This window comes from Enterobacter sp. K510, assembly GCF_055804875.1.
Window position 1 is genome coordinate 1 of record NZ_JBNRLQ010000007.1, and the last position, 12,685, is coordinate 12,685.

Annotated in this window: 9 protein-coding genes, 1 tRNA gene and 1 other RNA gene; 5 read left to right on the plus strand and 6 right to left on the minus strand. The window is 50.3% G+C overall.

What is annotated here, in order from left to right; translation table 11 throughout:
- Nucleotides 1-87: 87 nt before the first annotated feature.
- From ACQUTD_RS13210 to ACQUTD_RS13225, 4 genes are all read right to left on the minus strand, one after another.
- Nucleotides 88-228: non-coding RNA, RtT sRNA (locus ACQUTD_RS13210), on the minus strand.
- 39 nt (nucleotides 229-267) lie between these two features.
- Nucleotides 268-352, minus strand: a tRNA-Tyr gene (locus ACQUTD_RS13215).
- Between the two features lie 157 nt (nucleotides 353-509).
- Nucleotides 510-1,352, minus strand: coding sequence for a formyltetrahydrofolate deformylase (purU, locus tag ACQUTD_RS13220; RefSeq protein WP_072568651.1), 843 nt, complete (start codon nucleotides 1,350-1,352; stop codon nucleotides 510-512).
- A 44-nt stretch (nucleotides 1,353-1,396) separates the two neighbouring features.
- On the minus strand, nucleotides 1,397-1,855 hold the full coding sequence (locus ACQUTD_RS13225) for a YchJ family protein (RefSeq protein ID WP_072568650.1): 459 nt from the start codon (nucleotides 1,853-1,855) through the stop codon (nucleotides 1,397-1,399).
- Between the two features lie 523 nt (nucleotides 1,856-2,378).
- Between ACQUTD_RS13225 and rssB the strand changes: the two genes are divergently transcribed.
- Both rssB and galU read left to right on the plus strand, forming a co-directional pair.
- Nucleotides 2,379-3,392, plus strand: coding sequence for a two-component system response regulator RssB (gene rssB / locus ACQUTD_RS13230; RefSeq protein ID WP_473276032.1), 1,014 nt, complete (start codon nucleotides 2,379-2,381; stop codon nucleotides 3,390-3,392).
- 199 nt (nucleotides 3,393-3,591) lie between these two features.
- On the plus strand, nucleotides 3,592-4,500 hold the full coding sequence (gene galU, locus ACQUTD_RS13235) for a UTP--glucose-1-phosphate uridylyltransferase GalU (protein WP_072568648.1): 909 nt from the start codon (nucleotides 3,592-3,594) through the stop codon (nucleotides 4,498-4,500).
- Between the two features lie 277 nt (nucleotides 4,501-4,777).
- Here galU and hns read toward each other — a convergent pair whose 3' ends face one another.
- Nucleotides 4,778-5,191, minus strand: coding sequence for a histone-like nucleoid-structuring protein H-NS (gene hns, locus ACQUTD_RS13240; protein WP_072568647.1), 414 nt, complete (start codon nucleotides 5,189-5,191; stop codon nucleotides 4,778-4,780).
- Between the two features lie 550 nt (nucleotides 5,192-5,741).
- On the opposite strand from hns, the gene tdk reads away from it, so the two are divergent.
- Nucleotides 5,742-6,356 (plus strand): thymidine kinase, encoded by a 615-nt coding sequence (tdk, locus tag ACQUTD_RS13245; RefSeq protein WP_072568646.1) that lies wholly within the window; start codon nucleotides 5,742-5,744, stop codon nucleotides 6,354-6,356.
- Between the two features lie 88 nt (nucleotides 6,357-6,444).
- Here the strand turns inward: tdk and adhE are convergent, their stop codons facing one another.
- Nucleotides 6,445-9,123, minus strand: a complete 2,679-nt coding sequence (gene adhE, locus ACQUTD_RS13250; RefSeq protein WP_318363671.1) for a bifunctional acetaldehyde-CoA/alcohol dehydrogenase — start codon at nucleotides 9,121-9,123, stop codon at nucleotides 6,445-6,447.
- Nucleotides 9,124-9,592: 469 nt separating this feature from the next.
- Here adhE and ACQUTD_RS13255 point away from each other — a divergent pair, with 469 nt between their 5' ends.
- Complete coding sequence (locus ACQUTD_RS13255; RefSeq protein ID WP_072568644.1) at nucleotides 9,593-10,240, plus strand: YchE family NAAT transporter; 648 nt, start codon at nucleotides 9,593-9,595, stop codon at nucleotides 10,238-10,240.
- 732 nt (nucleotides 10,241-10,972) lie between these two features.
- Nucleotides 10,973-12,607, plus strand: coding sequence for an oligopeptide ABC transporter substrate-binding protein OppA (oppA, locus tag ACQUTD_RS13260; protein WP_072569459.1), 1,635 nt, complete (start codon nucleotides 10,973-10,975; stop codon nucleotides 12,605-12,607).
- Nucleotides 12,608-12,685 lie beyond the last annotated feature (78 nt).

A 12,685-nucleotide genomic window follows, 5' to 3' on the forward strand; every position in this document is an offset into this window, starting at 1 on the left:
CGAACCTTCGAAGTCTGTGACGGCAGATTTACAGTCTGCTCCCTTTGGCCGCTCGGGAACCCCACCACGGGGTAATGCTCTGTATTGTGGTGCAAGAGAAGGATTACTCGGAGCTAAAGCTCCTCGCCCTTTGGGCCGTTGCCAAAGGCAACGTTCTCTCGCTGGCGCTCGAGTCGAACCTTGAAGTCGATGACGGCAGATTTGCAGTCTGCTCCCTTATGATCGCTCGGGAACCCCACCAGGGGTAATTCAAATTTTGAGAAGAGATGGTGGTGGGGGAAGGATTCGAACCTTCGAAGTCGATGACGGCAGATTTACAGTCTGCTCCCTTTGGCCGCTCGGGAACCCCACCACGGGGTAATACTGGTACTGGCCTGCCTCCGCTGGGGAAGCGGGGCGCATCATATCAAATGACGCGCCGCTGTAAAGCATTCCTTTCGTGAAAATGAATCGTTTGCCTGCTTTTTATGCGTCATGCAGCAATGCTAAGCAATTCATTTCATTACCGCTTACAGAATGATGGTCCGGTTGCCGTAAACAAACACGCGCTGCGCCAGCACCTGATACAGGGCACGGCTCAGCACATTCTTCTCTACGTCACGACCAGCGCGCATCATATCCTCTGCGGTATAGTTGTGATCGACGTGGATCACGTCCTGCATGATGATCGGGCCTTCGTCGAGATTATCATTTACGTAGTGGGCCGTTGCGCCGATAATCTTCACGCCGCGCTCGTAGGCCTGATGATAAGGACGCGCGCCGATAAAGGCGGGCAGGAACGAGTGATGAATATTAATGATCTTATTCGGGAAGCGGGAGACAAAAGTCGGCGTCAGTACGCGCATATATTTCGCCAACACCACGTAATCCGGCTGATGGGCTTCAATGGCGGCCGCCATTAATTCATCGTGCGCTTCACGGGTATGACCTTCATGGCTGACCAGTTCGAAAGGAATATCAAAGCGTTCCACCAGCGAGCGTAAGGTATCGTGGTTACCGATCACCGCGGCAATTTCCACGTCCAGTCCGCCATAATTCGCTTTCATTAACAGATCGCCCAGGCAATGCGCTTCTTTAGTCACCAGGATCACCACGCGGCGGCGGCCTGCCGGCGTCAGTTCACGGATCGATCCTTCCGGCAGCGCGCTGTCGAGATCGGCCAGCAGCGTGGCATCATTAAAAATGCCTTCCAGTTCGGTACGCATAAAAAAGCGTCCGGTGCGATGGTCAACGAACTCGTTATTCTGCACGATGTTCAGTTCGTGCTTGTAACAAATGTTGGTGATGCGCGCGATAAGACCTTTCTGGTCGGGACAAATAGTGCGCAGTACTTTACGTTGTAATGAATGCATTGCCGCGAAAATCCTGTTGAGTTTGCATGAGGGTGAAGCTGGGTTTATTGCCCGCAACACTTTTTGAATTTTTTTCCTGACCCGCAAGGGCAGGGATCGTTACGGCCAAACAGTGGGCGCGTGCCGTCGATATAATACCACTGACCATTTTCCTTCAGGAAACGTGAGCGTTCAATGATAGCGCCGGGTTTACCCTGCTCGCTAAAACGCGCCACAAAGCTGACATAGCCTTCATCTTGGGTTGCACCAGCTTCGTGCGCGTAAACCGTCAGGCCATGCCATTCCGTTTGCGCAAAGCCCTTTTCGATGTCCTGACGAAAGGCGGCAGCATGACACGACGGATGCCAGGTTTTGATCAGATAATCCGCATCTTTTAATACAAATGCGCTATAGCGGGAGCGCATAAGATGTGACGGATCCGGCGCAAGCTGTTCACCAGACACATAACGTGCGCAACATGCGCTATACTCCTGAGCGCTACCGCAGGGACAAGGTTGAGACAAAATCGTAATCCTGGAATAATAATGGCGCAACGGCGCATGGATGCATCTATGTTAACCGAGCGATAGCCTCGATGCTATGGCTGGAAGCCGGGGATGTAAAAAACGTCACGAGCAAAGGTGAGGCTGGACTGGCGACGGGTTCGCCAGTGGTTTAATCAACGATTTAGGGCGTAAAAGGTTTAGTCGCGAGGCATTAAGGTGTAGTTTGTTGGCCCTGACGGCGTCGCAAAGCTGTGCAATCCTCTTCAGGTCTTCCTGCATCGGTTTACACACAACGGCATTCCCGACAACGTATCCGACGTTTTGCTAACCCTATGAGGTTCACTTGTCTCCGCCAGTTGTCTCACGCGGACAAGGAGAGCTTTTGTGTAACGCATCCGGAGCTAAACGGGAACCGCACGGTAAGCTACATCTTTCCGGCGCGGTTTAGCGAAAAATATATTCGATGACTTCAGGAAATTCTGACAGGCGCGAGTTGCAATAGCATGCCACTATTGAACTACTGCAAAGCAGGGGAGAGAACATGACGCAGCCTTTGACTGGAAAACATATTTTGATTGTTGAGGACGAACCCGTTTTCCGTTCACTGTTGGATTCATGGCTCACTTCTTTAGGCGCAACTACTTCACTGGCGATGGATGGCCTCGATGCGCTTGAGACCATGAAGACGGTGAGACCAGATTTAATGATTTGCGATCTTGCCATGCCACGAATGAACGGTCTGAAACTCGTGGAACATTTGCGCAATGAGCGCGACCAGATGCCCATCCTGGTTATATCAGCGACAGAAAATATGTCCGACATTGCCCGTGCCTTACGTCTGGGCGTACAGGATGTATTACTGAAACCGGTAAAAGATCTGAACCGTTTACGTGAAACGGTTTATGCCTGCCTCTATCCCAATATGTTTAATTCACGGGTAGAGGAAGAAGAACGCCTTTTTCAGGACTGGGATGCGCTGGTAAGCGATCCGCAGGCCGCCGCCAAATTGTTGCAGGAGTTACAGCCTCCGGTTCAGCAACATATCTCAAATTGCCGTATTAATTATCGCCAGCTGGTATCTGCCGATCAGCCGGGTCTGGTGCTCGATATTGCAGCACTCTCCGACAAAGACCTCGCATTTTATTGCCTGGATGTCACCCGCGCCGGCGATAACGGTGTGTTAGCCGCATTATTGCTGCGGGCATTGTTTAACGGCTTATTACAGGAACAGCTCTCTCATCAGCGTCAGCGTTTGCCTGAACTGGGAAGTTTGTTAAAGCAGGTTAATCAATTACTGCGCCAGGCAAATTTACCAGGGCAGTTTCCGCTACTGGTTGGCTATTACCACCATGAGCTTAAAAATCTCATTCTGGTGTCGGCCGGTCTTAATGCCACGCTTAATACCGGTGAGCATCAAATTCAGATTAGCAACGGCGTTCCGTTGGGTACGCTGGGAAATACCTATTTAAACCAGGTCAGCCATCGCAGCGAAGCATGGCAGTGTCAGGTTTGGGGCGCAGGCGGTCGGTTACGTTTAATGTTGACTGCCGAATGAGCAAACGCAACGGCAGGGTGATTTAGCTTTACCTGCCGTTCTCTCCGGGTGTTACTATCTGCGCAGTATTATAAGTAATTGTCTTAATTAAGCCTCAATGCGTTCATTTCGGACCCGGCTCACAGCTCCGGGCTGATATACTCTAACGCGTGATTCATTATGTACATGTTCCCAATGTGAACATTCCAGGAGATTTTCAATGGCTGCCCTTAATTCAAAAGTAACGAAAGCAGTTATCCCGGTTGCGGGATTAGGAACCAGGATGTTGCCAGCCACCAAGGCGATCCCGAAAGAGATGTTGCCGCTGGTTGACAAGCCATTAATTCAGTATGTCGTCAATGAATGTATCGCTGCGGGTATTACCGAAATTGTACTGGTAACCCATTCCTCTAAAAACTCTATCGAAAACCACTTCGATACCAGTTTCGAACTTGAAGCCATGCTGGAAAAACGCGTTAAGCGCCAGCTGCTGGATGAAGTCCAGTCTATTTGCCCGCCGCACGTGACTATTATGCAGGTCCGTCAGGGTCTGGCGAAAGGTCTTGGACACGCCGTACTTTGCGCGCATCCGGTTGTCGGCAATGAGCCGGTTGCAGTGATCCTGCCCGACGTGATTCTGGATGAATTTGAATCCGATCTCTCGCAGGATAACCTGGCGGAGATGATCCAGCGTTTCGATGAAACAGGCTGCAGCCAGATCATGGTTGAGCCGGTAGAAGACGTGACCGCTTACGGTGTGGTTGACTGCAAAGGCGCGGAGCTGAAACCGGGCGAGAGCGTGCCGATGGTAGGCGTGGTAGAGAAGCCTAAAGCGGACGTAGCGCCTTCCAATCTGGCTGTTGTAGGACGTTATGTTCTGAGCGCAGAAATCTGGCCACTGCTGGCGAAAACGCCTCCGGGAGCCGGTGATGAAATTCAGCTGACCGACGGCATTGATATGCTGATCGAGAAGGAAACCGTTGAAGCCTACCACATGAAAGGCAAAAGCCATGACTGCGGTAATAAGCTGGGATATATGCAGGCTTTCGTGGAATACGGTATTCGTCACAAAGCACATGGCGAAGAATTTAAAACCTGGCTGGAAGAGTCCATGGGTTTTAAGAAGTAAAGCGCTAATACCCGGGCTTTAACTGAGCCGGAGATAACGCCGCTACCTGCGGAGTGTCTCCGGCTTTTTTATTGCTGATTGTTTCCGCCCCTATATTCATTGTTTGCGCAACCCGCCAGCGCCGTTATTTAGCAGCGGCCATTAAGAAAACAGGGGTATGATGCCTGGTTTTTCACCAGTAAACAGAACGGGGTAATGTGATAACAGGTAACGGGCAGGGGTAATTTGCAGGCAAAAAAATCCCGCCAGCGGCGGGATTTCAGCAAGGGGCAGGTGATTAACCTTTGATAAGGAAATCTTCCAGTTTTTTGCCTTGCTCATCCATAGCTTTCTTAATAACAGCCGGAGTACGACCCTGGCCGGTCCAGGTTTTTTCTTCGCCGTTCTCATCGATGTAGCTATATTTAGCCGGACGTGCAGCACGCTTAGCTTTAGTACCTACTTTAGCGGCAGCCATGCTGTTCAGCAGTTCGTTCGGATCAATACCGTCAGCAATCAGCATTTCACGGTATTGTTGCAGCTTACGCGTACGTTCTTCGATTTCTGCAGCCTGAGCGTTTTCTTCTTCACGACGCTCATTAACAACAACTTCTAATTTTTCCAGCATTTCTTCCAGTGTCTCAAGAGTGCATTCTCTTGCCTGTGCACGAAGAGTACGGATGTTGTTCAGAATTTTAAGTGCTTCGCTCATTGTAGTAATCTCAAACTTATAATGGGGTGGTTTGTTGAGCTAATAATAGAGCGTTAATTTGCGTTGTGCAATAGCTGACAATGTAAGGAATTCAAAATCAGCCGTTATTTATCCTCTTTATTAATTGCGCTATCTTAAATTTTTTACGAGACGCCTCGCAAAAATAGCTTACCCACACGAAGTATCATGCCGCCTCGCCGCGTGCGGGCAGGGTGAATTTACGATTAATCCGCAAGGTGTTAAAGCCGCTGTGGATAAATATCAACCTTTTCTATTAGTCGCTTCGCCACCACGTAAGCGCAAATCATTAATAATTTCTGAACCATAACTAAAAGCGAAGGGGTTTAAAAAAAGCATAAAATGTGACTTATTGTGAATAGCGCTGACGTTTCTTTGGCAGTAACAGCAGCCAAAATGCTCAGGTTGTATATCCCGGATAAAGCGCAGGCGCGGCGACACGCTGTTTGTGCGTCGACGCAGTGATGACCAGATAAAATATGGTACTATCCCGCCCTGAAATATTTTTACTTAGATCGGGGTGTGGCGGCCAATGGCACAGCTTTATTTCTACTATTCAGCAATGAATGCGGGTAAATCCACCGCATTGTTACAGTCTTCCTACAATTACCAGGAAAGGGGAATGCGCGCGGTGGTCTACACGGCGGAAATCGATAACCGTTTCGGCTCCGGCAAAGTCAGCTCGCGTATCGGCCTCTCTTCCCCTGCTAAATTGTTTAATCAGCAGTCTTCACTCTTTGATGAAATAAGCGCTGAGCACGCGCGTAAGCCCGTACATTGCGTGCTGGTGGATGAAAGCCAGTTCTTAACCCGCCAGCAGGTGCATGATTTATCGGAAGTGGTCGATCAGCTTGATATTCCCGTACTCTGTTACGGACTGCGTACCGATTTCCGCGGGGAGTTATTTGTCGGGAGCCAGTATTTACTGGCCTGGTCTGACAAACTGGTGGAATTAAAAACCATCTGCTTCTGTGGCCGTAAAGCCAGTATGGTATTGCGCCTGGATGAGGCGGGGCGTCCGTATAATGAAGGCGAGCAGGTGGTGATAGGCGGCAACGAACGCTATGTTTCCGTGTGCCGTAAGCACTATAAGGATGCGCTTGCTGAGGGCTCGCTGACGGTGATCCAGAAGCGGGTGCGGGGGTAAGGCCTATTTAGCCGTTAAAACGTCTCAGAGCGCCTCTGAGGCCATAAAAAAACCCGCCATCAGGCGGGTTTTTCATTTAAGCGAGGAGTTATGCGGTTTTCTTCGCTTTTTTGTCTGCTTTCACCGCTACAGCCTCTGTTGCTGTAGCTGCGGTGTCACCTTCTTTGTACTCACGTCCATAGTAGGTATCCAGCAGGATCTGTTTCAGCTCGGAGATCAGCGGATAACGCGGGTTAGCGCCAGTACACTGGTCATCGAATGCATCTTCAGACAGCTTGTCTACGTGCGCCAGGAAGTCTGCTTCCTGTACACCGGCTTCGCGGATTGACTTCGGAATGCCCAGTTCAGCTTTGATGCTGTCCAGCCATGCCAGCAGTTTTTCAATCTTCGCAGCGGTGCGGTCGCCCGGTGCGCTCAGGCCCAGGTGATCTGCAATCTCAGCGTAACGACGACGTGCCTGAGGACGGTCATACTGGCTGAACGCCGTCTGCTTGGTCGGGTTGTCGTTCGCGTTGTAGCGAATAACGTTAGAGATCAGCAGGGCGTTCGCCAGACCGTGAGGAATGTGGAACTGCGAGCCCAGTTTGTGCGCCATGGAGTGACACACGCCCAGGAAGGCGTTCGCAAACGCGATACCTGCGATGGTAGCCGCATTGTGTACACGCTCGCGGGCAACCGGGTTTTTGGAACCTTCGTTATAAGACGCCGGCAGGTTTTCTTTCAGCAGTTTCAGCGCCTGCAGAGCCTGACCGTCAGAGAATTCGCTCGCCAGCACGGAAACGTAGGCTTCCAGCGCGTGGGTTACGGCATCCAGACCACCGAAAGCACACAGCGACTTCGGCATATCCATCACCAGGTTGGCGTCAACAATCGCCATATCCGGGGTCAGGGCGTAGTCTGCCAGCGGATATTTCTGGCCGGTGGCATCATCAGTAACAACCGCAAACGGCGTGACTTCAGAACCGGTACCGGAGGTGGTGGTGACCGCAATCATTTTTGCTTTCACGCCCATTTTCGGGAACTTGTAGATACGTTTACGGATGTCCATAAAGCGCAGCGCCAGTTCTTCGAAGTGGGTTTCCGGATGTTCGTACATGACCCACATGATTTTCGCAGCGTCCATCGGGGAACCACCGCCCAACGCGATGATCACGTCTGGTTTAAAGGAGTTCGCCAGTTCAGCGCCTTTACGTACCACAGACAGAGTCGGGTCAGCTTCAACCTCAAAGAACACTTCAGTTTCAACACCTGCGGCCTTCAGCACGGAGGTGATCTGGTCAGCGTAACCGTTGTTAAACAGGAAGCGGTCAGTCACGATCATGGCACGTTTGTGACCATCAGTAATCACTTCGTCCAGCGCGATTGGCAGTGAGCCACGGCGGAAGTAGATAGATTTCGGAAGTTTATGCCACAACATGTTTTCAGCTCGCTTAGCAACGGTTTTCTTGTTGATCAGATGTTTTGGACCAACGTTTTCAGAGATGGAGTTACCACCCCAGGAACCACAACCCAGAGTCAGGGAAGGCGCGAGTTTAAAGTTGTACAGGTCGCCGATACCACCCTGAGAAGCAGGGGTGTTGATCAGAATACGAGCGGTTTTCATTTTATCGCCAAAGAACTTGACGCGTTCCGGCTGGTTATCCTGATCGGTATACAGGCAGGAGGTGTGGCCGATACCGCCCATCTCAACCAGTTTTTCGGCTTTAACCACGGCGTCTTCAAAATCTTTCGCGCGGTACATGGCCAGCGTCGGAGACAGTTTTTCGTGAGCGAACGGCTCGCTGTCGTCGACGATAGACACTTCGCCGATAAGAATTTTGGTATCAGCCGGAACGGTGAAGCCCGCCAGCTCTGCGATTTTGGTTGCAGGCTGACCAACGATAGCGGCATTCAGCGCGCCGTTTTTCAGGATAATATCCTGTACGGCTTTCAGTTCCTGACCCTGCAACATGTAACCACCGTGGCTCGCAAAGCGTGCACGGACGGCGTCATAGGCGGAATCCACAACGATAACGGACTGTTCGGACGCGCAGATTACGCCGTTATCGAAGGTTTTGGACATCAGAATAGAAGCAACAGCACGTTTGATGTCAGCGGTTTCATCAACCACCACAGGCGTGTTACCTGCGCCCACACCAATTGCTGGTTTACCGGAGCTGTAAGCGGCTTTAACCATGCCCGGGCCGCCTGTCGCCAGGATCATATTAATGTCCGGGTGATGCATCAGCGCGTTGGACAGTTCAACGGACGGTTGGTCAATCCAGCCAATCAGGTCTTTAGGTGCGCCGGCAGCAATGGCAGCCTGCAGAACGATGTCGGCGGCTTTGTTGGTGGCGTCTTTGGCGCGCGGGTGTGGCGAGAAGATAATACCGTTACGGGTCTTCAGGCTGATCAGCGATTTGAAGATTGCAGTAGAAGTCGGGTTAGTGGTCGGAACAATACCGCAGATAAGGCCGATAGGTTCGGCGATGGTGATGGTCCCGAACGTGTCGTCTTCAGACAGCACGCCGCAGGTCTTTTCATCTTTATAGGCGTTGTAGATATATTCAGAAGCGAAGTGGTTTTTGATCACTTTATCTTCAACAATGCCCATGCCGGATTCGGCGACCGCCAGTTTAGCCAGCGGGATTCGAGCATCAGCAGCGGCCAGAGCGGCGGCGCGGAAGATCTTGTCGACTTGTTCTTGAGTAAAGTTGGCATATTCACGCTGGGCTTTTTTCACGCGTTCGACGAGTGCGTTAAGTTCAGCGACATTAGTAACGGCCATAATGCTCTCCTGATAATGTTAAACTCTTTTAGTAAATCAGCTGCTAACACGTCAGTATAGTCAAGACCAACAACAGCCTGAGAAAGTGTTTGCTTACAACAACTTAAATTCAAAACTGCGCCCCTGATTTACTAAAAGAGCCTTACCTAAGCATCGAACCCGCTTGACGCTGTTCTCCCTGGCGGCGTAATCAAGGTTACTCACTTCTGAGTAGTGAAATCGTGATCTAAATCAAGTTTTACCCAAGCTGACACCTTTCAGCAGGCTCTTTTTCGTGATGTACAATAATTGTTATGGAATCAGGGGAAGACTCCCTGGAGATTATAATAATTAGTACAATTTTCTAACATCCCGGGATAGTAATGTTTTTAATGATTTTCCTGGTGAACTATGCTGACAAAAAGCGTATCTTCAGCACGGTTTTTACAGGGACTTTTGCCATCAGCCTTGCCACTATGCGGAGCCGACCGTGATTCAGACGTTGTTTGATTTTCCAACCTACTCAAAATTTTTTATTGGCTTATTTGCACTGGTTAACCCCGTGGGGATTATTCCCGTCTTCATCAGTATGACCAGTTACCAGACGGCGGCGGCAAGGAACAAAACCAATCTGACGGCCAACTTGTCTGTTGCCATTATCCTGCTGACCTCACTGTTTCTCGGTAACGGCATTCTGCAACTGTTTGGTATTTCCATCGATTCGTTTCGCATTGCTGGCGGTATTCTGGTGGTAACCATTGCGATGTCGATGATCAGCGGTAAGCTTGGGGAAGATAAACAGAATAAGCAGGAGAAGTCGGAGACGGCGATCCGTGAAAGCATTGGCGTCGTGCCGCTGGCATTGCCGTTGATGGCAGGTCCAGGGGCAATCAGCTCCACTATTGTCTGGGGCACGCGTTATCACAACTGGATGCATCTGCTGTGCTTTTCTGTCGCCATTGCGCTTTTTGCGCTGTGCTGTTGGGGCGTCTTTCGTATAGCGCCCTGGCTGGTGCGCCTGCTGGGGCAAACCGGCATTAACGTCATTACGCGTATTATGGGACTGCTGCTGATGGCGCTGGGGATTGAATTTATTGTTACCGGTATTAAAGCGCTGTTTCCGGGGCTGCTCGCCTGAGGTTATTCATTATCAGTAAAACTTATAACTAAAGTTGAAAATTACATCAAATATAATAAATAGTACTGTTTACTATTAATCCATGAATTTCATTTAGTTACCCGCCACCTCCGTTCGGGGGTGGTCATTATAAACGCAGTCGCCGTGTTATTTTCCTCACATGATACTCTTGGGCTTGCTGTCAGATAATTGAAATGATATTAGTAATTTCATCATCCAGGCAGATGAATGTGCTAATTAGTCGCCAATTGTTACTTTTTTGTGTAAAAAACAATCAATGTCACGACAAAGCAGCAAAGACGAAGTAGCAATGCGGTAAGCGACTGAACTTAAAAAGTTTATTGATGTACACGCAACATCAACTCCCGTCTTTGACCGCCCGCCATCTGCCATAAAAGAGAATTGCTTAACAAATTTGCAAAATGTATTGGCGAGGGATCAGCGCTTTTGGTACTTTCCGGCCTTATATTTTGTGGACGAATAATAAAGATGAGAATCATTTTCATATAACCCTCGTCCGGACAGAACAGACGCATTTCAGAACAGGGGAAATGCGCGAAAATCGACAGAAGGCTGCCATACGAGCTGCCGGTAATAATGAAAGTCGGTGATAGCAAAAAGCAAAAAACGCCTGGCGGTAGCAAAAACTCCTGCACTGCACAGGAACCCTTAACGGGTATGAAACAGGCTGGTGTTCGCACCAGTAATTATAATGATCGGAGTCACAACACAATGTCCATCATCACAAAGAAAAGCCTAATCGCGGCAGGGATCCTGACTGCACTCATCGCCGGCAATGTTGCTATGGCGGCGGATGTGCCAGCGGGCGTTCAGCTGGCAGAGAAACAAGTTTTAGTGCGCAATAATGGCGCGGAACCACAATCCCTTGATCCGAATAAAATCGAAGGCGTTCCTGAGTCAAACGTCAGCCGCGACCTGTTTGAAGGTCTGCTGATCACCTCTCCGGTTGACGGCCACCCAATCCCGGGCGTGGCTGAAAAGTGGGAAAACAAAGATTTTAAAGTGTGGACCTTCCATCTGCGTAAAGACGCGAAATGGTCCAACGGCGAGCCTGTCACGGCACAGGATTTCGTTTACAGCTGGCAGCGTCTGGTGGATCCAAACACCGCCTCGCCATACGCAAGCTACCCGCAGTACGGTCATATTCTTAACGTTGATGCGATCATCGACGGCAAAATGAAGCCGAGCGAGCTGGGCGTCAAAGCCATTGATGACAAAACGCTGGAAGTCACGCTGAGCGAGCCAGTGCCTTATTTCTATAAACTGCTGGTTAACCCGGCTATGTCGCCGGTGAACAAAACCGCGATCGAGAAATTCGGTGAAAAATGGACGCAGCCTGCAAATATCGTCTCCAACGGCGCATTTAAATTGCAGGACTGGGTGGTTAACGAACGTATCGTGATGGTGCGTAACACCAACTACTGGAATAACGCGAAAACCGTTCTCGACCAGATCACTTTCCTGCCAATCTCGTCTGAAGTCACCGACGTGAACCGCTACCGCAGCGGCGAGATTGACATGACTTACAACAACCTGCCGATTGAACTCTTCCAGAAACTGAAAAAAGAGATCCCGCAGGAAGTTCACGTTGATCCGTATCTGTGCACCTACTATTACGAAATCAACAACCAGAAAGCGCCGTTCAACGATGCTCGCGTACGTACCGCGCTGAAACTGGGCCTGGATCGCGATATCATCACCAATAAAGTGAAAGCGCAGGGCGATCTGCCAGCCTTCGGTTATACGCCGCCGTATGCGGATGGTGCGAAACTGACCAAGCCGGAGTGGTTCACCTGGACCCAGGAAAAACGTAACGAAGAAGCGAAAAAACTGCTGGCGGAAGCGGGCTATACCAAAGATAAGCCGCTGTCCTTCAACCTGCTGTATAACACCTCCGATCTGCACAAGAAGCTGGCTATCGCCGCCTCGTCCATCTGGCAGAAAAACCTGGGCGTTAACGTCAAGCTGGTAAACCAGGAGTGGAAAACTTTCCTGGATACCCGTCATCAGGGTAACTACGACGTGGCGCGTGCGGGCTGGTGTGCGGATTACAACGAACCGACTTCCTTCCTGAACACCATGCTGTCCGGCAGCTCAATGAATACCGCGCACTATAAGAGCCCGGCATTCGACAGCATCATGGCTGAATCCGTGAAAGCGGCCGATGAAGCGCAGCGCAGCGCGCTGTATGACAAAGCAGAGCAGCAGCTTGGCAAAGACTCTGCCATCGTTCCGGTGTATTACTACGTAAACGCCCGACTGGTGAAACCATGGGTTGGCGGATATTCCGGTAAAGACCCTATGGATAACGTTTACGCTAAAGATCTCTACGTTATCAAACATTAATGGCAATTCGTGGGGCAGGGCGTCACCGTATTTTTTGACGGTTACGTTTTGCCCCATCGTGTCTTAATTCATCGCACG